The sequence below is a fragment of the Prauserella cavernicola genome (genome assembly GCF_016595675.1).
GTDB classification, from domain to species: domain Bacteria; phylum Actinomycetota; class Actinomycetes; order Mycobacteriales; family Pseudonocardiaceae; genus Prauserella_A; species Prauserella_A cavernicola.
In genome coordinates, this window is sequence record NZ_JAENJH010000001.1 from 503,753 (window position 1) to 524,561 (window position 20,809).

Annotated in this window: 20 protein-coding genes; 6 read left to right on the forward strand and 14 right to left on the reverse strand. The window is 71.9% G+C overall.

Annotated elements, in window-relative coordinates; all coding sequences use genetic code 11:
- Window position 1: 1 nt before the first annotated feature.
- The 6 genes from JHE00_RS02440 to JHE00_RS02465 form a co-directional block, all read right to left on the reverse strand.
- A complete protein-coding gene (locus JHE00_RS02440) occupies window positions 2-1,627 on the reverse strand; it encodes a (2,3-dihydroxybenzoyl)adenylate synthase (protein WP_200314279.1) in 1,626 nt (541 codons plus the stop codon).
- Window positions 1,624-2,769, reverse strand: coding sequence for an isochorismate synthase (locus tag JHE00_RS02445; protein ID WP_307831782.1), 1,146 nt, complete (start codon window positions 2,767-2,769; stop codon window positions 1,624-1,626). Before JHE00_RS02445 ends, JHE00_RS02440 begins: the two co-directional genes overlap by 4 nt.
- Window positions 2,762-3,559 (reverse strand): 2,3-dihydro-2,3-dihydroxybenzoate dehydrogenase, encoded by a 798-nt coding sequence (locus JHE00_RS02450; RefSeq protein ID WP_200314281.1) that lies wholly within the window; start codon window positions 3,557-3,559, stop codon window positions 2,762-2,764. Before JHE00_RS02450 ends, JHE00_RS02445 begins: the two co-directional genes overlap by 8 nt.
- 267 nt (window positions 3,560-3,826) lie before the next feature.
- Window positions 3,827-4,186, reverse strand: coding sequence for a sporulation protein (locus JHE00_RS02455; RefSeq protein WP_200314283.1), 360 nt, complete (start codon window positions 4,184-4,186; stop codon window positions 3,827-3,829).
- A 22-nt stretch (window positions 4,187-4,208) separates the two neighbouring features.
- A complete protein-coding gene (locus JHE00_RS02460; RefSeq protein ID WP_200314285.1) occupies window positions 4,209-5,642 on the reverse strand; it encodes a DUF4389 domain-containing protein in 1,434 nt (477 codons plus the stop codon).
- Window positions 5,639-6,241, reverse strand: a complete 603-nt coding sequence (locus JHE00_RS02465; protein WP_200314287.1) for a CBS domain-containing protein — start codon at window positions 6,239-6,241, stop codon at window positions 5,639-5,641. The genes JHE00_RS02460 and JHE00_RS02465 overlap by 4 nt, the downstream gene beginning before the upstream one ends.
- A 225-nt stretch (window positions 6,242-6,466) precedes the next feature.
- On the opposite strand from JHE00_RS02465, the gene JHE00_RS02470 reads away from it, so the two are divergent.
- A complete protein-coding gene (locus tag JHE00_RS02470) occupies window positions 6,467-6,859 on the forward strand; it encodes a nuclear transport factor 2 family protein (protein WP_200314289.1) in 393 nt (130 codons plus the stop codon).
- Between the two features lie 22 nt (window positions 6,860-6,881).
- Here the strand turns inward: JHE00_RS02470 and JHE00_RS02475 are convergent, their stop codons facing one another.
- Together JHE00_RS02475 and JHE00_RS02480 are read right to left on the reverse strand one after the other, a co-directional pair.
- A complete protein-coding gene (locus JHE00_RS02475) occupies window positions 6,882-7,409 on the reverse strand; it encodes a YceI family protein (protein WP_200314291.1) in 528 nt (175 codons plus the stop codon).
- Window positions 7,406-8,002 carry a class I SAM-dependent methyltransferase gene (locus JHE00_RS02480; protein WP_200314293.1) on the reverse strand — a complete coding sequence of 199 codons (597 nt, stop codon included), beginning with the start codon at window positions 8,000-8,002 and terminating at the stop codon, window positions 7,406-7,408. The genes JHE00_RS02475 and JHE00_RS02480 overlap by 4 nt, the downstream gene beginning before the upstream one ends.
- Before the next feature lie 132 nt (window positions 8,003-8,134).
- Here JHE00_RS02480 and JHE00_RS34860 point away from each other — a divergent pair, with 132 nt between their 5' ends.
- From JHE00_RS34860 to JHE00_RS02495, 3 genes are all read left to right on the forward strand, one after another.
- Window positions 8,135-9,295, forward strand: coding sequence for a sensor histidine kinase (locus JHE00_RS34860; protein ID WP_307831783.1), 1,161 nt, complete (start codon window positions 8,135-8,137; stop codon window positions 9,293-9,295).
- Entirely contained in the window at window positions 9,292-9,945 is a 654-nt protein-coding gene (locus tag JHE00_RS02490; protein ID WP_200314297.1) for a response regulator transcription factor, read from the forward strand. The genes JHE00_RS34860 and JHE00_RS02490 overlap by 4 nt, the downstream gene beginning before the upstream one ends.
- Window positions 9,946-10,053: 108 nt before the next feature.
- Window positions 10,054-11,949, forward strand: coding sequence for an FAD/NAD(P)-binding protein (locus JHE00_RS02495; RefSeq protein WP_200314299.1), 1,896 nt, complete (start codon window positions 10,054-10,056; stop codon window positions 11,947-11,949).
- On the opposite strand, the gene JHE00_RS02500 is transcribed toward JHE00_RS02495, so the two are convergent.
- Window positions 11,944-13,326: an NtaA/DmoA family FMN-dependent monooxygenase gene (locus JHE00_RS02500; protein WP_200314301.1), complete on the reverse strand. Its 1,383-nt coding sequence runs from the start codon at window positions 13,324-13,326 to the stop codon at window positions 11,944-11,946. The two genes, JHE00_RS02495 and JHE00_RS02500, sit on opposite strands and share 6 nt — an antisense overlap.
- A 5-nt stretch (window positions 13,327-13,331) precedes the next feature.
- Window positions 13,332-14,480, reverse strand: a complete 1,149-nt coding sequence (locus tag JHE00_RS02505; protein ID WP_200315779.1) for an LLM class flavin-dependent oxidoreductase — start codon at window positions 14,478-14,480, stop codon at window positions 13,332-13,334.
- Between the two features lie 175 nt (window positions 14,481-14,655).
- Between JHE00_RS02505 and JHE00_RS02510 the strand changes: the two genes are divergently transcribed.
- Entirely contained in the window at window positions 14,656-15,465 is an 810-nt protein-coding gene (locus JHE00_RS02510) for a class I SAM-dependent methyltransferase (RefSeq protein WP_200314303.1), read from the forward strand.
- Here JHE00_RS02510 and JHE00_RS02515 read toward each other — a convergent pair.
- Entirely contained in the window at window positions 15,455-16,030 is a 576-nt protein-coding gene (locus tag JHE00_RS02515) for a TetR/AcrR family transcriptional regulator (protein ID WP_200314305.1), read from the reverse strand. The genes JHE00_RS02510 and JHE00_RS02515 overlap by 11 nt on opposite strands.
- A gap of 74 nt (window positions 16,031-16,104) precedes the next feature.
- On the opposite strand from JHE00_RS02515, the gene JHE00_RS02520 reads away from it, so the two are divergent.
- On the forward strand, window positions 16,105-17,889 hold the full coding sequence (locus JHE00_RS02520) for an ABC transporter ATP-binding protein (RefSeq protein WP_230422784.1): 1,785 nt from the start codon (window positions 16,105-16,107) through the stop codon (window positions 17,887-17,889).
- 56 nt (window positions 17,890-17,945) lie between these two features.
- On the opposite strand, the gene JHE00_RS02525 is transcribed toward JHE00_RS02520, so the two are convergent.
- The 3 genes from JHE00_RS02525 to JHE00_RS02535 form a co-directional block, all read right to left on the reverse strand.
- The gene (locus tag JHE00_RS02525) at window positions 17,946-19,145 is read right to left on the reverse strand and encodes an NAD(P)/FAD-dependent oxidoreductase (RefSeq protein ID WP_200314309.1); all 1,200 of its coding nucleotides are present in this window, start codon (window positions 19,143-19,145) and stop codon (window positions 17,946-17,948) included.
- Between the two features lie 121 nt (window positions 19,146-19,266).
- A complete protein-coding gene (locus tag JHE00_RS02530) occupies window positions 19,267-20,163 on the reverse strand; it encodes an esterase/lipase family protein (RefSeq protein ID WP_200314311.1) in 897 nt (298 codons plus the stop codon).
- An 81-nt stretch (window positions 20,164-20,244) separates the two neighbouring features.
- Window positions 20,245-20,766 carry an SgcJ/EcaC family oxidoreductase gene (locus JHE00_RS02535; protein ID WP_200314313.1) on the reverse strand — a complete coding sequence of 174 codons (522 nt, stop codon included), beginning with the start codon at window positions 20,764-20,766 and terminating at the stop codon, window positions 20,245-20,247.
- Window positions 20,767-20,809: the final 43 nt, after the last annotated feature.

The following is a 20,809-nucleotide window of genomic DNA, read 5'->3' on the forward strand; positions in this document are numbered from 1 at the left end:
TTCAGGACTCCTTTCGGGACAGTGACTCGGTGATCGCCCGGCGCAGCACGGCCTTGCTCACCTTGCCGACCGGCGTGCTGGGGAACTCGTCGACGATCTGGATGCGGTCGGGCAGCTTGTAGGCGGCGAGACCGCGCTCGCGCAGGAACCGTTTCAACGCAAGGGGTTTCGGTGTGCGGCCCGCCACCGGAACGACGAACGCGCAGGTGCGCTCGCCGAGGTAGTCGTCGGGCATCGACACCACCGCGGCGTCGTGGACGTCGGCACAGGCGAGCAGGTGGTTCTCCACCTCTTCCGCGGCCACTTTCTCGCCACCGCGGTTGATCTGGTCCTTCGCCCTGCCCTCCACCACCAGGTAGCCGTCCGGCGTGCGGCGCACGATGTCACCGGTGCGGTAGAAGCCGTCCGGGGTGAAGGCCTGCGCGTTGTGCTCGGGCGCCCGGTAGTAGCCGCGGATCGTGTACGGGCCGCGGGTGAGCAGGTGCCCGGTCGTTCCGGGTGACACCTCGGCGTCCTCGTCGTCGACCACGCGCACCTCGTCGTCGGGAGAGATCGGGCGGCCCTGGGTGGTCGTGACGACGTCCTCGGGGTCGCCGAGTCGCGTGTAGTTCACCAGCCCCTCGGCCATCCCGAACACCTGCTGCAGCGTCACTCCCAGCTCGGGGCGCACCCGGCGCGCGGCCGCCTCGCTGAACTTGGCGCCGCCGACCTGCAGCACGCTCAGCGACGTCAGGTCGTACGACGTCGACGCGGCCGCACCGAGCCAGGCCAGCGCCAGTGGCGGGACCAGCGCCGTGATCGTCACGCGCTCGCGCTCGATGAGCGGGAACGCGACGTCCGGCGCGGGGGACGGCGACAGCACCACGGTGCCGCCCGCATGGAAGACGCCGAGCGAGCCTGGCGAGCTCATCGGGAAGTTGTGCGCGGCGGGCAACGCCACCAGGTACACCGAATCCGGGGTGAGTGCGCAGATGCGCGCACTCTCCCTGACGCTGTAGAGGTAGTCGTCGTGGGTGCGCGGGATCAGTTTCGGCGTGCCGGTGCTGCCCCCCGACAGCTGCAGGAACGCCAAGTCCGACGCCCCGGGTCCGGGGCCGGTGTCCGGCTCGTGGGCGAGCAGGCTCTCGTACTGCGTGAACCGTCCCGGCTCGCCCACCACGACCACGTGCCGCAGTCCCGGGACGCGCTCGCGGACCTGCTCGGCGAGACCGGTGTAGGAGAAACCGTCGTGCTCGTCGGTGACGACGTAGGCGGCCGCCTCGGTGAACTCGCAGAAGTAGCCGATCTCGGCCAGCCGGTGCGCTGGCAGCGCGAACACCGGCAGCGCGCCGATGCGGAACAGCGCGAACACGGTCTCGTAGAACTCCGCGATGTTCGGCAGCTGCACCACCACCCGGTCACCGTGGCCGATACCCAGCGCGCGCAGGCCCGCCGCGACCCGAGCCGCGCGCTCGTCGAGCTCCCGGTAGGTCCACCGGCGCTCACCGTCGACCACGGCCACGCGGTCGCCGTGGACGGTGGCGCGGTCGGAGAGCAGCCGCCCGAAGGTCTCGCCCGTCCAGTAGCCGGCGTCGCGGTAGCGGCGCACGACGTCCTCGGGCCAGCCTGGCGCGTCGGTTCCGGTCATGCGGTGAGCTCCGATCCCATGGCGCGCAACAAGGTCTGGAACTTCGCGGAGGTCTCGTCCACCTCGGCGAGAGGGTCGGACGCGGCGACGATCCCGCCGCCCGCGTAGAGCCGCATCCGGGTTCCGGCGAGCTCGCCGCAGCGGATGGACACCGCCCACTCGCCGTCGCCGTTGCGGTCGACCCAGCCGACCGTGCCCGCGTAGTAGCCGCGGTCGAAGGGTTCCAGCTCGCCCAGCACCTGCCGGGCCAGCGCGCGCGGGGTGCCGCACACGGCAGGTGTGGGGTGCAGCGCGGCCGCGAGCCGCAGTGCGGTTGTCCCCGGATCTCTGAGCTCGCCGGTGATCGGGGTGCCGAGGTGCCACATCGTCGGTGTCGCCACGAGCATCGGCTCCGGGGGAACGTGCAGGGTCCGGCAGAACGGGCGCAACGCCTCCACCACGGCCTCGGTCACGAGTGCGTGCTCGTCGCGGTTCTTCGCCGAGGCCGCCAGCGCCTCGCCGTTCTCCTTGTCCACCACGGGATCGGCGCTGCGGCGTGCCGATCCGGCGAGCGGGTGCGACGACACACGGGCGCCGCGCTTGGCGAGCAGCAGCTCCGGCGAGGCACCGAGCAGCGTGGCCCCGTCCGGGAGCCCGACGGCGAAGGTGTAGCCGGACGTGTTCTCCCGCAGCAGGTTCGCGACGATCCGCTCGGCGGCCACCGGCTCGGCGAAGTCGAGCTCGAGCATCCTAGCGAGCACGGCCTTGCGCAGTGGTGTGTCGGCGATCCGGCCGACGAGCGCGCTCACCGCTTCCGCGTGCGCGCCTCGCGACGGCACCGAGCGCACGCGCTCGGGCGCGGGAACCCGCGCCGGCCCGCCCTGCCGCCCCGGCGCCGGCGGCGCCCCGACCCGCAGGGTCTTGGGCACCGCGAGCGCGGAGTCGTTTCCGCCGAAGGGAAACGCGCCGAGCGCGACCGGCACCTCCGCATCGGCGAGCACCTCCGGCACGCACTCGGCCAGCTCGTCGGGAGTGCCACCGTCCCAGCCGTGCGCGACGCCGTTGCCCAGCAGACTCCGCCGCGGGCTCGCGAAGAACACGTCGCGGGGCTGGTAGTCCTCCAGCAGTACGCCGGGGTCGTCTCGAGTCTCGTCATCAGCCACCGAGCGCCGCGCCCCCGTCCACGTACAGCTCCTGCAAGGTGATGTGCCCGGCGCCGGGCGAGCAGAGGAACACGATGGCCTCGGCGACGTCGTGAGGCCGGGCCAGTCTGCCCAGCGGGATGCCGATCTTGAAGTCAGCGGGCGAGCCCGCGATCACCCGCTCGGCCGACTCCGCCTCGTCCGCGCCGTCGGGCCACATCCCGCGCAGCATCGGAGTGTCGGTCGAGCCGGGCGCGACAACGTTGCAGCGGATGCCGTGCCCGGCGAGCTCCAGACCGAGCGATTTGGTGAACATCGTCGCCGCCGCCTTCGACGCGGCGTAGCCGGCCATGCCCGCACGGGGGACGCCCCCGGCGTTGGAGCTGACGGTGACGATGGAACCCGACCCGCGCGGCACCATCCGCCGGGCCACCGCCCTGCTCATGCTGAACACGCCGGTGGCGTTGACGGCGAACAGCGCGGCCCAGTCGTCGTCGGACAGCTCCGTGACCGGGCCGGTGCGCAGCACGCCCGCGCAGTTGACCAGTGAGCCGATGGGTCCGCACGCCTGTTCCACCTCGGCGACCACCGCGTCGGCGGCGCCGGGGTCGGTGAGGTCGGCGGGAAACGCGCGCACGTCCAGACCACGCTCGCCGAAGTCGGCCACGACCCCGCCGAGCCGCTCGATGTCGCGGTCGACGGCGGCGACCCACAGCCCGCGTTCCGCGAACGCCAGCGCTGTCGCCGCGCCTATCCCCTGTGCCGCCCCAGTGACGACGGCGCCTGTCTCGCCCTCTCGCACGGCAGCCATACAACCTTAGGTAAGGCTTGCTTAACAAGGGCCGAACCGGGCACATCAATGGTGAAACTCTGTCGGATCGTGACCTGCCGCACAAGATCGGCACCGCGCGACGGTCACCGTGCGGTCACCATCCGCAGCCGACGGCACGCCGCTGATCAGCGATGATGACTCGCCGATGCTCACGTCCACCGTGCCAGCGGTCGCGGACCACCCGGCGCGACGTGACGTTCTGCACGGTTGACGATCCGCCGACCGCGCATGGTTGGTGAATTCCTCTCAGTCGGCGGAGCGCTCCAGCGCCACCCGCGCTCTCGCCCTCGCGATGCGAGAGCGGACCAGCAGGAAGACCACCAGCACCACACCGACCACCACGACGAGCCGGTTGACGTCCACCGCGGGCACCCACGTCAGCGAGCGGTCCTTGATCGTGTAGGCCCCCACTGGGCGGGCAGCCGTGCCGAATCCGCCGCCCTCGCCCTGCGCCCCCTTCTCGTCCACCCCGGACCCCGCGCCCCCACCGCCGCTGATCGCCGCGGCCGGGATCACGAGCACGCCGTCGCGCTCGATGGGTTCGCCGTAGACCCTGCGCACGGTCAGCGTGTCGCGGGCCTTCGTCAGCAACTGCTCCACGTTCATGGGATTCGTCCCTCCATTGTGGTCAGGATCGGTCAGCGGATTCCGGACGCGGTGGTCCGGGTGTGCGGGACGCTCGTTGCACCGGGATGGCCACCAGCGCCACGCCTCCGGCCAGCAACACGACTCCCAGTGCCAGCAGGCCGACAGCGATCCACGTCAGCGCGGGTGCCTTCGCTCCGGCGTCCACCCGCACGTCGACGCCCGGTGAGCCGTTGGCGTTCATCGCCACGACGGTCCAGGTGCCGGAGCGGGAGGGCCAGTACACGGTCTGCGTGCCGCGGCCGCCGGCCTCGGCGACCCAGATGTCCTCGGCACCGGGGCGCGCGGGCGGCGCCCCGCCGCCGTGCTGGGTCAGCGTGGGCTGCTCCGGGTCCGTCACGGTGGAGTAGCGAACACCGGAGAGGTAGCGCTGAGCGTCGCCCGAGCGCGCGATGCCGACGAACACGTCGTCGGCGGGGTCGGTGCCGGTGACACGGACTCGGACATCGCCTGCCAGTCCGGCCACGGCGACCCAGTCGGTGTCGGTGTCCGAGAGGCCGATCCGCTCGCTCACCAGCGCGTAGCCACCGGTGTCGAGGGTGTGGGAGAAGCCGAGGAAGCCATCGGCGTCGCGGTCGTTGCGGTCGGCCCACAGCAGTGCGCCGCCGCCGGTGAGCAGTCCCATCGACGTCAGCACCAGTATTCCGCCGAGCACCACCGAGACGATCCGGCCCGGGGTCCAGCCTGGATGACCCAGCGGCGGGGTCACCGGCTCCGGGGCGTGTGCGTAAACCGGGCCACCCGGATCCTGCCCGCCGAGGTCGAGCCGGAACGGCGGATACCGGTCGGTCATCAGTCCCGCGTAGGCGGCGACCCGGACCACCCAGCGGTCCATGCCGAGCACGAAGTCGAACACGGGCCGCGGGTACCGGCCGGTGAACAGCAGCACCACGCCCGCGATGAACACGAGGATCCCGACGAGCCCACCGGCCGCCCACTGGTAGCCGCTGTTCTGCGAGTACGACGACGCGAACCACAGCCCGCCGCCGACGAACACGCCCACCACGAAGTACTGCGGGATCGCCAGCAGCCACCACTTGATGAGCACCAGCCCCCGGGACAGGCGCTCCGGATAGTCGATGTCCAGCCGGGCCGGGTATCCCGGTTCGTCAGCGAGCGTGAACGGCGGGTACCGATCGGTGCCGAGGGCGGCGTAGGTGTAGTAGTGCACCCGCCAGCTCCAGCGCAGCACGCCGACGTTGAAGTCGAAGATGGGCCGCGGGTAGCTGCCGGTGATCAGAATGGCGAAGAACGCCACGACGGTGAGCACCACGAACGCGATCCAGAGCAGGGCAAGCAGGATGTAGTGCGGGATCGCCAGCAGCCACTTCACCAGCCACAGCCACCGCGAGAGCGCGGGATCGAGCGCGGCCTCCACCCGCACCGGATACGGCTCGTGGTGCTCGACGCCGGTCACGGCAGCGCTCCCGTGGCGACGCACCGGGCACGCAGGACCCCGGGCACGCCCTCGGCCAGCACCAGTGCCACGTGCCGGTCGGTCTCGCTGTCGAACCGGTCGATGATGGTGGCCTCGCCGTGGCTCACCTCCACGGCCCAGCGGCTGGGCCCGCCGAAGAACGCGAGCCGGTGGCGGATGTCGCGCGCCAGCGCCTCGTCGGTGCGCGCCAGCATCCGCACCAGGTCGCGCCGGGTGAGGATCCCGACCAGGCGGCGTCCTCGCGTGACGGGCACGGAACGCACCCGCTCGTCGAGCATCAGCCTGACCACGTCCACGACGTCGGTCGCGGTGCCGACCGCGACCGCGGGCGCGGTCATCACCTCACCGACCGTCGACCCCGCCGCCCGCCGCTCGCCTCCGCGTGGGTGGCGCGCGTCCCGCGGGAACCGGTCCCGCACGAGATCGGCCTCGGTCACGACGCCGAGCAGGGCCGAGTCACCGTCCACCACGGGCAGTGCCGAGAACCCGTTCCGCGCCAGGGTGTTCGCCGCCGCCTTGACCGGTGTCCCGCGCTCCACCGTCACCACCGGTGCGGTCATCACGTCGGACGCGCGCATGACGATCGCCTCCTCCCGTCCCGCTCCGCTTCCAGGATCGGGGCCGGGAGGGCGCGAGCGAAGGGTCCTTGGACCCTGGCCCGGCGCGCTAGGAACCGCGTTCGGACGGTACCGACCGGACTGCGCGTGCTGACGGTGAAACCCCGTCAGCACGCGGAGTTCGCGAGTGACCACAGTGGACGGGCAACGCTTCGCCGGCGCGGCGGAGACGGCGACAATCGGAGGATGACCGGACGTCCCCTGCCGCCCGTGGCCGTCGTCGTGAGCTTCATCGACCGCATCAACCACGCCGACGTCCCCGGCCTGACCGAACTCATGACTGACGACCACCGGTTGCTGGTGGCCGCCGAACCTCCCGTGGTGGGCAGGCAGGCCACCGCACACGCATGGTCCGTCCACACCGCCACGTTCCCCGGTTACGTCATCCATCCCCGGGAGCTCGCCGAACGCCACGGCCGGGTGGCCGTCGCGGGCCACATCACCGGCTCGGGCGAGGGCCGGCGTAGGTCCGTCTTGTGGCTGGCCGAGGTGCGAGACGGCCTGGTGGCCACCTGGCAGGTGCTCGACGACACGCCCGACGCGAGGGCCGGTCTCGGACTGCGGACGCCGCCCGGCTGAGCGGACCCACCACGGCGCCTGGTCACGCGGCGCGAACGGCCACCAGGTCGAGCGTGAGCGTCAGCCGGCGCCCGGTCATGCCCTTCTGCGCGGTGATACCGAACTCGTAGCGGTCCACCTCGGCCGTGGCCGTCAGGTTCACCGTGCCCTCGCCGACGTCGGCGCGCTCCACGAGCACGTCCAGCGGCCGCGTTTGCCCGCGCACCGTCAGCGCACCGTGCAGCGTCCAGCGCCCCTCGGTCTCGGAGACACCGGTGGAGGCGAACGTGATGTGGGGGTGCTCGTCGGCGGCGAGGTACTGCGTGGACCGGACGACGGAGTCGCGCGCCGCGTTGCCCGTGTCGAAGCTCGTGGCGGGAATGCTCGCCCTCGCGGAGGAGCCCGACACCGGATCGGCGACGTGGATGTGTCCCTCGCCCAGTGCGAACGTCCCGCGCACGGGCGCGAGCCCGAACAGGTGCCGGGTGACGAACGAGATCGTCGAGCCCTCGGGGTCGACGCGGTAGTCGCCGTGTGCGGGCAGCGCGCCGGTGGCGGCGGAGTCGCTCATGGTGTGGTCCCTCTCCCTGTCGGTGCCGGGCGCACGGCGGCGCCGGCGATGTGTGGAATCCCGGCCCCCAGCGGTCCGCGGACCACGAACCGGTGGACATCGGTGAGCTCGAATCCAGCTCGGTGCATCGCGGGTTCGGGGCGCCGGTTCGGCCTGCACCGCGCGCCGAACGATCCGGTGACCCTTCCCCAGATGTCCTGTGCCCGGCGCAGCCCCGTGCCGTCGGGGGCCGCGACGTGCTCGGCGACAACGTAGCGTCCCCCGGGCCGCAACACGCGGTGAATCTCCGAGATCGCGGCGTCCGGGTCGTCGACCGAGCACAGCACGTAGGTCGCCACGACCGCGTCGACGCAGCCCGAGGGCAGGTCCAGCCGTTCGGCTCGCCCGTCCCGGACATCGGCGACGCCGAACGGGGCCGGTGTCCCACGCAGCCGGGCCCGGTGCCGCGCAGCGGGTTCGACGCCGATCCAGGTGACGTCCGGCGCGTAGTACGGCAGGTTCACACCCGCGCCGGGCCCCAGCTCGAGCACGGTGCCGCGCAGCGAGCCGAGCAACTCGGCGCGCAGTGCGTGGGCGGGAAGGCTCGTGATCATGGCGGCCAGCATCACCGTCGCGCCCGGCCCGCCACATCGGCCGGGAGCCGGGTGCCGGTACCGCCTTGGGCCTCGTCTCGATTCGACTTTGGTCGCTGTGCCGACCGGATGGGCGGTCGTACGCTCTGGTGCGTGTCCACCGACCTCTCCTGCCGGGTGCGAGCGGGTTTTCCCGCCGCGGTGATCGCCGCGGGTGCCCTCGGCTCTGCCTGGGGTGAGTACGCGTCGGGCACCCGTGGATGGCTGCTGGGCTTCGACCTGGCGATGGTCGTGACCACCGTCTGCCTCACACCACTGCTGGTGCGCAAGCCGGCCCGGACGACGCTCGTGCTGGCGGCTCTCGCGGTGGTGTCTCCGACGGCCACCCCCGCGGCCAGCGTGGGTGTGCTGCACACGGCGCGAATGCGCCCGTTCACCGTGGCGGTGGGGGTCGCCACGGTAAGCGCGGCCGCCCACACGCTGCGCTGGTGGTGGCGGCCCGTCGGCGGGCTGTCCTTCTGGTGGTGGCTGGTGCTGGTGGTCGTGGCACACGCCGCCCTGCTCGGTTTCGGCGCGCTGGCCGCGGCCCGCCAGGCGCTCATCGCGTCGCTGCGGGACCGCGCCGAGCGCGCCGAGGCCGAGCAGGGCAGGCGGATCGCCGAGGCTCGCGCGGCGGAGCGCACCCGGATCGCCAGGGAGATGCACGACGTTCTCGCGCACCGGCTGTCGCTGCTCGCGACCTACGCCGGCGCGCTGGAGTACCGGCCGGGAATGCCCGCCGAGCGGGTGTCGCAGGCCGCGGGCGTGATCAGGCTGACCGTGCACCAGGCACTCGAGGAACTGCGCGACGTGATCGCCCTGCTGCGCGACGACCCGGCGAGTGAGGGCACCGACCGCCCGATGCCGGCGCTGGCCGACCTGCCCGAGCTGCTCGCCGAGACACGCTCCACCGGCGCGACGGTCGACCTGCGCGGCCTCACCGATCCGGAAGCGCTGCCCGGAGCGACCGGCCGCACCGCCTACCGCGTGGTGCAGGAGGCGCTGACCAACGCCCGCAAGCACGCGCCGGGCCAGCCCGTGAGCATCGAACTCGACGGCACGCCGGGCACCAGGCTCGTGATCACCGTGTCGAACCCGCTGCCGAACCCGCTCGCGGACCCACCGGCGGAGGAGCCTGCGCCACCACCGGTGCCCGGCTCGGGGACGGGGCTCGTCGGGCTCACCGAACGGGTCCGGCTCGCGGGCGGCAGGCTCGACCACCGCGCGACCGCGCGCGAGTTCCGGCTGGACGCCTGGCTACCGTGGCCCGCATGACGGGCGAGGTCAGGGTGCTCATCGTCGACGACGACGCCCTCGTGCGAGCGGGGCTGACGCTGATGCTCGACGGCGCCGACGGCATCGTTGTGGTGGGTGAGGCGGGCGACGGCGACCAGGTGCCGGCGGCGCTGGACTCGCGGGCCGCCGACGTGGTGCTGATGGACGTCCGCATGCCGAGGGTGAACGGGATCGCGGCCACTCACCGGGTCCGGGCCAGGACCACACCACCCGAGGTGATCGTGCTGACCACCTTCGACACCGACGAGAACGTGCTGCGCGCGCTGCGGGCGGGGGCCAGCGGCTTCCTGCTCAAGGACTCGCCTCCCGCCACGATCGCCGACGCGGTACGGCGGGTCGCGGCGGGCGATCCGATTCTCTCCCCCGCCATCACCCGCAGGCTCATGGATCGTGCGGCCACCGACGCCACGGCCTACGACCGCGCCCGCTCCGCGCTGGCCGCGCTCAGCGGCCGGGAGCACGAGGTTGCGCTGGGGCTCGGCGAGGGCAGGTCGAACGCGGAGATCGCGGCCCGGCTCCACGTCAGCGTCGCGACGGTGAAGGCGCACATCACCCACATCCTCACCAAGCTGGACCTCGGCAACCGCACACAGGTCGCGTTGCTGATGCACGATGCGGGCCTCTGCTGAGCGCGTTTCGACGATGATTCTTTTGTGCGGAGAAAAAGCAAATGCCGAATCGTCGTCCACATAGCGGACACTCCCGGAAATGATCGCGGGAAAACGTAGCATGACCGGGTGACCCCTTTTCAGCTCGCCATTGTCGGCGCGGGGCCGCGCGGAGTGTGCGTGCTGGAGAGAATCTCGGCGAACGCGCCCGAGTTCCTCGGCGGGCGGGATCTGGTCGTGCACCTCGTCGACCCGTTCCCGCCGGGGCCGGGCCGGATCTGGCGCCACGAACAGTCCCCGTTGCTGCGCATGAACTCGATGGCCGAGGACGTCACGATGTTCACCGACGACACCGTGCGCATGAAGGGCCCGATCCGGCAGGGGCCCTCACTGGCCGAGTGGGCGAACCTTGTCCGCGCGGGCGAACTCGAGGTAGAAGTCCCACCCGACGTCGCCGCGGAACTGCACGCGCTGGAGGGGATGTCGTTTCCCACGCGCCGGCTGCAGAGCGTCTACCTGGCGTGGGTGTACGAGCAGATCCTCGCCGGACTGCCCGCCGGGGTCGAGGTGCGCGAGCACCGGGCGCGCGCGACCGGCATCACCGGGGAGTCCGCCCAGCAGGTGTGGCTCGAGGGCCGCGACGAGCCGCTCCACGCCGACGCGACCCTGCTGGCCGTGGGCCACCTGGACGCGGAGGCGCACGGCACCCCCGAGGTCCTCACCCGGTTCGCCACGCGCCGGGCCCGCCGGTACTACCCGCCCGGCTACACCGCCGACGTCGACTACTCCGGGGTGCCCGCGGCCGAACCCGTGCTGGTGCGCGGGTTCGGGCTCGCGTTCGTCGACCTGATGCTGCTGCTCACCGAAGGCAGGGGTGGACGATTCGAGGAAGTTCCCGGCGGGTTGCGGTACGAGCCCAGCGGCGCCGAGCCGATCCTGCACGTGGGCTCCCGGCGTGGCGTGCCGTACCACTCCAAGCTCGGCTACCGGCTGCGCGGAGCCGCGCCGCGGCTGCCGAGGTTCTTCGACGACGACGCCGTCTCCGGGCTGCTCGCCCGCCCCGGACTGCTCGACTTCCGCGCCGACGTGTGGCCGCTCGCGGCCAAGGAGATCGCGTGGGGCTACTACCACGAGCTGTTCACCGCGCACCCCGAGCGGGTGCGGATGAGTCTGGCCGAGTTCGAACGCGCCTTCGCCGGACAGGACTGGGGCAGCGCCGGGCATCGCGCGCTGGTGCGCCACGCCGTGCCGGCCTACGACGACCGCCTGGACCTGGATCGGCTGGACCGCCCGCTCGCGGGACTGCGGTTCGACACCGCAGAGGCGTTCGGCAAACACGTGCGCGGCTACGTGGAGGCCGACCTGGCCCGGCGCGCGAACCCGTTCTTCAGCGCCGACCTGGGCGCGTTCACGGCGCTGTTGTCGGTGTACGGCAGGCTCGCGGCGATGCTCGGCGAGGGCCGCATCGAGGGCCGGTCCCAGCTGACCGATGTGGACAACTGGTGGCACGGCTTCTTCAGCTACCTCGCGAGCGGGCCGCCGCCGCGCAGGCTCGCGGAACTGCTCGCGCTGCACGAGTCCGGCGTCGTCGCGTTCCTCGGCGCGGGCATGCGGGTGCGGCTCGACGAGCGCAACGGGCTGTTCGCCGGTAGTGGCGAGAACTTCCCCGGCACCGTCGTGTCCGGGACGCTGATCGAGGCGCGGCTACCGGAGCCGAGTGTGCGCAGGGCGCTGGATCCGCTGCTGCGCTCGTTGCACGGTGCGGGCGGGCTGGCCGAGGAGACCGTACGGACCCGGGCGCCGGAGCGCGAGCTGCCGTCGGGGCGAATCCACACGCGACTGTCCGACGGCAGAATGCTCGACGCCCGCGGCGAGCCGCACCCGCGCCGGTTCGCGGTGGGCCCGCACACGAGCGCCCGCTCCGGGGCCGCGTTCACCCGGCCCCGGACCAACGCCGTGCCGTTCCGGCAGAACGACGCCGTGGCGAGGGAGATGCTCGCCCTCGCCACGGACCAGCGCTCATGACGCCGCGGGCGCGCGCAGCGTCCCGGGCCGCGGCGTCGAGAGTCCGAGGTGGTCGCGCAACGTCGGGCCGGAGTACTCGGTGCGGAACACCCCGCGCTCCTGCAGCAGCGGGACCACCGTGTCGGCGAACTCGTCCAGCCCGCCGGGAGTGACGTGCGGGACGAGGATGAATCCGTCACTGGCGTCGTGTTGCACCAGGTGGTCGATGCGCTCGGCGACGGTCGCGGGTGAGCCGATGAACGTCTGCCGCCCGGTCACCTCGATGATCACCTCGCGCAATGACAGTCCCCGCGCCTCGGCGAGCTCGCGCCACTGCCGGGCGGTGCCCACCGGATCCCGGTACATGCGCACGCTCGCGCGGCCCTGCGCGATCGTGTTCTCCCCCGGCAGCGGGTCGATCTCGGGCAGCGGCCCGTCCGGATCGTAGGCCGAGAGGTCGCGGTTCCACAGCTGTTCGGCGAACCTGATCGCGGTCTGGCCGGACACCTGCAGGCGGCGCACGTCGGCGGCGCGTTCGCGCGCCTCGGCGTCGGTGTCGGCGAGCACGAACGTCGCAGCCGGCAATACCTTCAGGTCGTCCCGCGCACGTCCGTAGCGCGCCAGCCTGCCCTTGACGTCGGCGTAGAACTCCTGGCCCGCCTCGAGCGTGCCGTGCCTGCTGAAGATCGCGTCCGCGGTGGCTGCGGCGAACTCCCTGCCTTCCTCGGAGTCACCGGCCTGCAGGATCACCGGCCTGCCCTGCGGTGCGCGTGGCACCGTGAACCTGCCCGTGATGTCGAAGTGCGCGTCGCGGTGCGCGAACTCCCCCGCCGCGGCATCGGCCACGAACACACCCGACTCCTTGTCGGCGACGAGCTCGCCGCCGCGCCACGAGTCGAACAGCTCCTGAGCGGTGTGCAGGAAGGCCTTGGCCCGGGCGTAGCGCTGGTCCTCCGGCAGGAAACCGCCTCGCCGGAAGTTCTCGCCGGTGAACGCGTCCCACGACGTGACGACGTTCCAGCCCGCGCGCCCGCCGGAGAGGTGGTCGAGGCTCGCGAACTGGCGAGCCACCTCGTACGGCTCGTTGAAGGTGGAGTTGATCGTGCCCGTGAGCCCGAGGTGCTCAGTGACGGCGGCCAGCGCCGCGAGCACCGAGAACGTGTCGGGCCTGCCGACCACGTCCAGGTCGTAGATCCGGCCGGCCTGTTCGCGCAGCCGCAGGCCCTCGGCCAGGAAGAAGAAGTCGAACTTCGCCCGCTCGGCGGTCTTCGCCAGGCGCACGAACGACTCGAACTCGATGTGGCTGCCCGACTGCGGATCGCTCCACACCGTGGTGTTGTTGACTCCAGGGAAGTGCGCGGCCAGGTGGATCTGCTTGAGCCGCCTGCTCGTCGTCATGATCGTCAGACCTCCGCGTAACGGTTGGTGGGACGGGCCAGGCCGAGCCGCTCACGCAGCGACCGCTCGGCGTAGTCGGTACGGAAGACACCCCGGAGCTGGAGTTCGGGCACCAGGCGTCGGGTGATGGTCTCGAGGTCGTCGGGCAGCGCCGCCGGACGCAGGCGAAACCCGGAGAGCCCTGCCTCGGCCCACTCCAGCACCAGATCCGCGAGCTCACCGGCGGTGCCGGTGAACACGAGGGCGTCGGACGAGTAGTCCTCGCCCGCGCGCTCGTCGAGGCGATCCCTGCGCCGCGCGGCCTCTGCGGCGGTGTCTCCGAGAAAGACCACGAGATCGGCGAACACGCGGGGTCCGCCCTCGCCCTCCGGACGGAGCTCGCGCTCGATCGCTCGCGCGTCCCCGGCGTCGCGCGGGGTCACGAACACGACGTCGGCCGAACGCTGCGCGAGCCGGTAGGCCGGTGCGGCGTGGGCCAGCACGGTCACCAGTGGCTGGCCCTGCGGCGGACGGGGCGTGATGGACGGGCCCTTGACGCTGAACCATTCTCCGGCGAAGTCGATGTAGTGCAGCTTGTCGCGGTCGATGAACCGGCCGGTCGCGACGTCGCGGATCTCGGCGTCGTCCTCCCAGCTGTCCCAGAGCCTGCGCACCACCTCGATGTAGTCGCCGGCCTCGGCGAGCAGGTCCTCGCTCGCGAGCACGCCGGGGTCCCTGCGGCCGAAGTGCGCCGCGTCCGCCGGCCTGCGCGCCACCTGCGCTCGCCAGCCGCCGCGGCCCCGGCTGACGTAGTCGAGCGTGGCGATCGCCTTGGAGAGGTGGAAAGGTTCGGTGTGCGTGACGATCCCGGTGGGCACGAGTCCGATGTGGTCGGTGCGCGGAGCGACGCGCGAGGCGACGAGCACCGCGTCGAGCCTGCCCGGCACGCGGTCGGCACGGAACTCCGCGCCCGGCTCGTGCGACGACCGCACCCCGAGCGAGTCCTCGATCGTGACGAAGTCCAGCAGTCCACGCTCGGCCTCGGTCACGAGATCGGTCCAATAGCCCGCGGTGAACAGGTCGCCGGGGCGGGCCCTCGGCTCGCGCCAGGCGGCGGAGTGCCAGCCCGCGCCCTCCAGCGCCACGGCCAGGTGGATTCCCGGTGCGCTCGCCATTCCCGCGTCCCCTTTCGCCACGATTCTCCTCCTTCATCGAAAAGGACACGGCGGCCACGGAATTCCCGCGTCCAGAGAATGGGACCGGGGCCGTTCTTTTCGTGCGGAACGAAAATCCTGTCCGCCGTCAGCGGAACCGCTGGCACTCCGCCGCGCCACCGGTGAAGCTGGCGGAATGGATCTCGGATTTCGCGGTGAGGTCGTGGACTTCTACCACCGCTACCGCCGTGGCTACCCGCCCGCCGTGCTCGACGCGCTCGTCGGCGCCTTCGGCCTCGGCGAGGACGACGTGGTCGCCGACCTCGGCTGCGGCACCGGGCAGTTGACGCTCCCGATGGCGCGCCGCGTCCGCGCGGTGGCCGGGGTCGACCCCGAACCGGCGATGCTGGAACGGGCTCGCCGCGCCGCGAGCGACGAGGGCGTGTCGAACGTGAGCTGGGTGCTCGCCTCGGACGCCGAGGTCCCCGCGCTGGCCGGGCTGCTCGGATCGCGGGCGCTTGGGGCTGTCACGATCGGTCAGGCACTGCACTGGATGGACCACGAGCGGCTGTTCCCCGCGCTGGCGCCGCTGCTGCGGCCGGGCGGCGGGGTGGCCGTCGTGGCCAACGGCACGCCGTTGTGGTTGCAGGACACGGCGTGGTCCCGCGCGCTGCGGCCTTTTCTGGAGGACTGGCTCGGAACGCGGCTCGTGCGCACGTGCGGCACCGACGACGAGAGCCGACGGCGCTACGCCGACGCGCTGACGCGTTCCGGCTACGCCGTGCACCACACCGACGTCGCCTACGAGGCCGCCCTGTCGGCCGACGAGATCGTGGGCGGCGTCTACTCGGCCCTGCCTGTCGACCGGCTGCCCGCACCCGGTGAACGGGCCGCGTTCGCCGCCGACGTCGAGCGCGTGCTCGCCCCGTGCGCGCCGTTCACCGAACAGGTCCAGGTCTCGCTGCTGCTGGGCCTCGTGCCGAGGCCGCCGCCCGTCAGGGCCTGAAGGCCTTGTCCACGGTGCGCAGGCAGAGCGAGAGCGCGGTGAGCTTGGGGACCCCGGACTCGAGGGAGTGCATCCACGCGCTGTAGAGCAGCGCCCACACCACCTGCAACGCCCACGCCGCGTCCAGGTCGGGGTCGAGGGAACCGTCGGAACGGCCGCGTTCGACCACGCGCATCACCTCGCGGTCGAAGTCGGACTCCTCCTCCCACTCCTTGCCCGTCATCAGCTGCGGGTTGTTGAACAGCAGCATCAGCGGGTCGCCGACCTCGAACAGTTCCTGGCACAGCCGGTTCACCGCGTCGGCCCCCGGTCCGTCGTCGAGCCGGGCGCGCGTGGCTGCAGCGTCGGCCTGCTCGAGTGCGTCGAGGCTGATCGCCGCGAGCAGGTCGGAACGCTCCGGGAAGTAGCGGTGCATCGTGGTTCTGCCGACTCCGGCGGTCGCGGCGATGTCGCCGAGCGAGGCCGAGATGTCCTGGGAGAGCACGGTGACGGCGGCGTCGAGAATCGCCCGGCGGGTGCGGGCGCGTGTGCCGGTCTCGGCGGTGTCGGAGCGTTGCTGACTCACGACATAGAAGGTACCAGCCGTCCCGTTTAGAAACTCGTTCGACAAAAACGGAACATCAGTGTTCCATGAGAGTCATGGGAGACCCGGATCAGAACACGGCGGCACCCACAACCGGACGGCTCGCCATCCTGTGGTCGTTCGCGCGACCGCACGTGCCCGCTCTCGCACTCGGCCTGCTGCTGGCCCTCGTCGGCTCAGCCATGAGCCTGGCCACCCCGATGGTCACCAAGTGGGTCCTCGACGCGCTCGGCGCTTCGGCGTCGCTGACCGGGCCGATCGTGGCGCTGGCGGTGCTGCTGGTCGTCGGCTCGCTCGCCTGGGTGTGGCAGTGGATCCTGCTCGGCTCACTCGGCGAGCGAGTGGTTCTCGAGGCCAGGGAGTCGATGGTGCGCCGGCTGTTCACGGCGAAGGTGCAATCGGTCACCGCTAGGCCGAGCGGTGAGCTGGTCGCCAGGGTCACCTCGGACACCGTGCTGCTGCGCGAAGCCGCCTCCTCCAGCATCATCGGCCTGGTCAACGGCGCGATCATGCTCACGGGCTCCCTCGTGCTCATGGGTGTGCTGGACCTGGTGCTGCTGAGCACCACGGTCGCCGCGATCACGGTGGTGGCGGTGCTCTTCGCCGTGCTCATGCCCGCCATCGCCAAGGCCCAGGAACGCGCGCAGGAGCACGTGGGTCGCCTCGGCGGAACGCTGGAGACCGCGCTGCGCGCCATCCGCACCGTGAAGGTCAGCCGCGCCGAGACCCGGCAGGCCGACCGGATCCTCGCCGACGCGCACGCCTCCGCCGAGTACGGCATCCGGGCTGTCCGCCGCGAGGCCGTGAGCTGGACCGTCGCCGGGGCCGGTATCCAGGTGGCGATCATCGTGATCCTCGGGCTCGGGGCGTGGCGGGTCAGCCAGGGCCAGCTCGAGGTCTCGAGCCTCATCGCGTTCCTGCTCTACGCGTTCGGCCTGATGGAGCCGATCACGGAACTGACGCAGAACGTCACCGGCCTGCAGTCGGGCATCGCCGCGGCGGGCCGGATCAGCGACGTCAGGGCACTCGACGTCGAGACCGACCCCGGCAGCGCCGAAACCACGCCCACCGCCCGGACGGCGAGCGGACCCGTCCTGGAGTTCCGGGGCGTCACCGCCGCGTACGGACCGGGACAGGAACCGGCCGTCACCGGCGTCGACCTCACGATCCCGGCCCGCGGTCACACCGCGATCGTCGGCCCTTCCGGCGCGGGCAAGACCACCCTCTTCTCGCTCGTCCTGCGCTTCCTCGAACCCCAGCACGGCGAGGTCCTGCTGAACCAGCGGCCCTACCGGGAGCACTCGCACGCCGAGATCCGCTCGCGCCTGGCCTACGTGGAGCAGGAGGCGCCGACCGTGCCGGGCACGATCCGGGAGAACCTGCTGTTCACCCACCCCAACGCCACCGACGCCGAGCTGGCCGAGGTGCTGGAGGAGGTGCGCCTGAGCGAGAAGATCGCGGAACTGGAGGACGGGCTGGACACCCCGCTGTCCTCGACATCGCTCTCGGGCGGGCAGCGGCAGCGGATCGCGCTGGCGCGGGCGATCCTGCGCACCCCGGACGTGCTGTTGCTCGACGAGGCGACCGCGCAGGTCGACGCGCTCACCGAGGCGGCGATCCACGACTGCATCCGCGATCGGGCCGCCTCGGGCGCGGTGGTGACCATCGCGCACCGGCTCTCCACCGTCGTCGACGCCGACACCATCGTCGTGCTCGAGCGGGGCCGGATCCGGGCCCAGGGCACCCACGACCAGCTAATGGAGACCGACGAGCTCTACAGCGCACTGGTGGAGGCGCTGCGGATCGCCGGCGAACGAGAGTCCACTATGGTCACCGGGTAACGGGCCGGGCCAGTGACTCCACTGTGGATGACAAGGAAGCCGGGCTGAGCGCGAACTCAGGCGGGCGTGAGCACCTCGGCCCGTTCGGCGCCCGACGCCACCAGTGCGCGGTACTTGGCGACGTGCTTGGCCGCACCGAACCCGGCCACGCCCACGAGTCGCTGTCCCGCGAAGTACCCGGCGACAGTGCCCCGCACCGGGCCGCCCGCGAGGCCCTCGCCCTGCAGCGGCACCACGTCGTCGGCCAGCTCGGGCCGCCCGATGACCTGGATCTTCATCCCGAACTGGTCGGACCACACGTAGGGCAGGCTCGGCGGTGGCGGGGCCGCGCCGGCGATGGCGCGGGCCACGATCGCGGCCTGGTCGGTGGCGCTGGTCCAGTGCTCGCTCCGGAACCGGCCGCCGCGAACGGGGTCCTCCCACGCGGCCACGTCGCCGACGGCCCACACTCCCGCGGCGCCGAGGACTCTGCCCTGCGCGTCGCACGCGAGCCCGGCGGTGGTGTCCAGCGTCGTGCCCGCGGCCGTGCCTGCGAGCCAGTCGAGCGCCGGTGCGGCACCGACGCCCACCAGCACGACATCGGCGGAGAGCCGGTCACCGTCCGCCAGCTCCACCGTGCCGGAGTCCACGAACCGCTCCAGCCGGGCGCCGAGCCGCAGGTCCACCCCGGCATCGGTGAGCAACCTGCCGCACAGCGCACCCACCTCGGCGCCCAGCGCCCGCTCGCACGGCGCCACCGACGCCTCGAGCACGGTCACGTCGAGTCCTCGCTCGCGGGCCCCGCCCGCGACCTCCGCGCCGATGAACCCGGCGCCGACGACGAGCAGGGACGACGCGCCGGCCAGTGCGGCCTGCAGCGCGAGTGAGTCGTCCAGAGTCCGCAGCGTGTGCACGCCCCCGGGCTGGCCGGGCAGTGTCCTGGCCTGGGCACCGGTGGCGACCACCACCACGTCGGCGTCGAGCACCGTGCCATCGCTGAGCTCGACCGCGCCCTCGTGCAGCGCCACGGCGGCGACGCCGTAGCGGGTCCGCACGTTCAGCTCGGCCAGTGCGTCGGCGCCGCGCAACGCGGCCCGGTCGGGCGTCCAGGCACCGGTGAGGACCTGTTTCGACAGCGGGGGCCGGTCGTAGGGCGTGTGCGTCTCCGCACCGACCAGGCTGATCTCACCCTCGTACCCGGCGCCTCGCAGCTGCTCGGCGGTGCGCACACCACCGAGTCCCGCTCCGATGACCACGACGTGCTCGGGCTGACTCACCACAGGGCCTCTCCTCGGTTCGACGATCACCGTCGATCCTGGCACGAACCCGCCGGGCGCGGCCACGACGCCGGACACACCGCGGTGGTCCCGCCCGTGCGGGCGGGACCACCGCGGTGTGTCACCAGTCGCCGCCCCGGTCGAGGGCGTTGTACGCGGTCTGCAGCGGGGCCCACCCGTTGGTGGTGTTGTGCGACTCGCCCTCGCTGGCGTGCCAGTAGCGCAGGTTGAACTTGTCCTTGCCGGGAACCAGCTTCCGGATCGCCGTGTGCGAGATCTCGTAGTCGGCATCGCGCAGGTACCGGAACTTGTGGTCGGCGTAGTGCCCCTTGTCGATGGCGGAGCTACCGCTGACGGTCTCGTCCTCGTCGGAGCCGACGAAGCTCCAGTCCGTGCCGGAGGCCCACTTCTGGTCGAGCTGGTTCTCCTTCTTGTGCAGCACCTCCATGAAGTAGGAGTCGGGGTTCATCGAGTCCCACTGCGTGCTGTCGTACTTGTCGGTGTCGAGGATTCCCTTGTGCGGCGTCGCGAGCGTCACCACGTCACTGACCTTCAGCGGTCCCGGCGGAAAGCCCTCCCAGCCCTTCGCCGAGCCGAGGATCGCCACCCGGCTGACCAGACCGCCCATCGAGTGCGCGACGATCTCCACCGACTCGCCCTTGCTGGTGTGGTCCTCATAGATCCGGTTGGCCAGGGAGGCCGCGACCTTCTTGATCCGGGTGCTGGTGGTGCCGGCACCGAGGTCGACGTCGCAGTTGGTGTCCCCGCCGTAGTAGGCCACGGTCTTCATCGACGAGCGGGACTTGCCCTGCTTCTCGAAGTAGTCGAGCGCGGTACCCCAGATCGACGAGCAGTCCGACGCCTCGTTGTCGTTGTAGCCGTGCACGAAGTAGATCGGCGCACCGGCTCTGGCCTCGGCCGGTTTCTCCGCCGCCTGAGCCGTTCCCGCCAGTCCTCCCAGTACGAACACGGCCGTGGTCACGGCCGCGGTCGCCCGGCGGCGGCCGTCGTGCTTCATCGCGCATTCCTCCCTCGCGTCGTGCCGAAGTGGTTCATGGTCTCCGACGCGAGCCGATGCCGTCACGTTCCGGCTGGAATCTCACCTGTCGGTAGGCGGCAGCTCCATCACCCGCGTGTTCTGGAAGGAGTCCTGCAGCCAGCGGCCGTTCTGTTCGACCAGCACGTTCGTGTTACGCGAGTAGGAGTCCTCGCGGCAGGTCGTGCTCGGCGGCTCCAGCTGGCAGCTGGTCCGCACGATCACGGCCAGGCCCGGACGCACGAACCGGACGTGCTCGTCCAGAGCGCGCAGCCTGGTGTTGTCGATGAAGTGGTCGAAGTAGTACCGCATTCCCTCGGCGATGCCCTGGCGGGTGCGCAGGTGGTCGCCGTTGAAGGTCACCACGTCGGCGTCGGCCGTGAACGTCGCGGCGAAGTCCTCGGCGTCCTCGCGGTGCCACGCGTCCTCCTGCTGGCGCAGGATCCGGTCGAACGCGGCGGTCGCGGACTCGCCCGGTTTTCCCGCGTCGCCGGGCTCGGCGGTGGCGAGCAGCGCCGAGCCGCCCGTGAGCAGCGCGGCGGCGGCCAGCACCGCGGCGAGCCTGGCATGTCCCTGACGTCCCATGGGTTCTCCCCCGTCCGATGTGTCCGGTGTGGTCACCGGCTCG

Coding starts and splice junctions, on each gene's coding strand:
- JHE00_RS02455 (WP_200314283.1), bottom strand. CDS start 4,186: ATGAACGTGGAGCAGTTGCTGACGAAGGCCCGCGACACGCTGACCGTG.
- JHE00_RS02505 (WP_200315779.1), bottom strand. CDS start 14,480: ATGGCGAGCGCACCGGGAATCCACCTGGCCGTGGCGCTGGAGGGCGCG.
- JHE00_RS02530 (WP_200314311.1), bottom strand. CDS start 20,163: ATGAAGCACGACGGCCGCCGCCGGGCGACCGCGGCCGTGACCACGGCC.
- JHE00_RS02490 (WP_200314297.1), top strand. CDS start 9,292: ATGACGGGCGAGGTCAGGGTGCTCATCGTCGACGACGACGCCCTCGTG.
- JHE00_RS02480 (WP_200314293.1), bottom strand. CDS start 8,002: ATGATCACGAGCCTTCCCGCCCACGCACTGCGCGCCGAGTTGCTCGGC.
- JHE00_RS02500 (WP_200314301.1), bottom strand. CDS start 13,326: ATGACGACGAGCAGGCGGCTCAAGCAGATCCACCTGGCCGCGCACTTC.
- JHE00_RS02510 (WP_200314303.1), top strand. CDS start 14,656: ATGGATCTCGGATTTCGCGGTGAGGTCGTGGACTTCTACCACCGCTAC.
- JHE00_RS02465 (WP_200314287.1), bottom strand. CDS start 6,241: ATGCGCGCGTCCGACGTGATGACCGCACCGGTGGTGACGGTGGAGCGC.
- JHE00_RS02450 (WP_200314281.1), bottom strand. CDS start 3,559: ATGGCTGCCGTGCGAGAGGGCGAGACAGGCGCCGTCGTCACTGGGGCG.
- JHE00_RS02470 (WP_200314289.1), top strand. CDS start 6,467: ATGACCGGACGTCCCCTGCCGCCCGTGGCCGTCGTCGTGAGCTTCATC.
- JHE00_RS02535 (WP_200314313.1), bottom strand. CDS start 20,766: ATGGGACGTCAGGGACATGCCAGGCTCGCCGCGGTGCTGGCCGCCGCC.
- JHE00_RS02475 (WP_200314291.1), bottom strand. CDS start 7,409: ATGAGCGACTCCGCCGCCACCGGCGCGCTGCCCGCACACGGCGACTAC.
- JHE00_RS02440 (WP_200314279.1), bottom strand. CDS start 1,627: ATGACCGGAACCGACGCGCCAGGCTGGCCCGAGGACGTCGTGCGCCGC.
- JHE00_RS02520 (WP_230422784.1), top strand. CDS start 16,105: ATGGGAGACCCGGATCAGAACACGGCGGCACCCACAACCGGACGGCTC.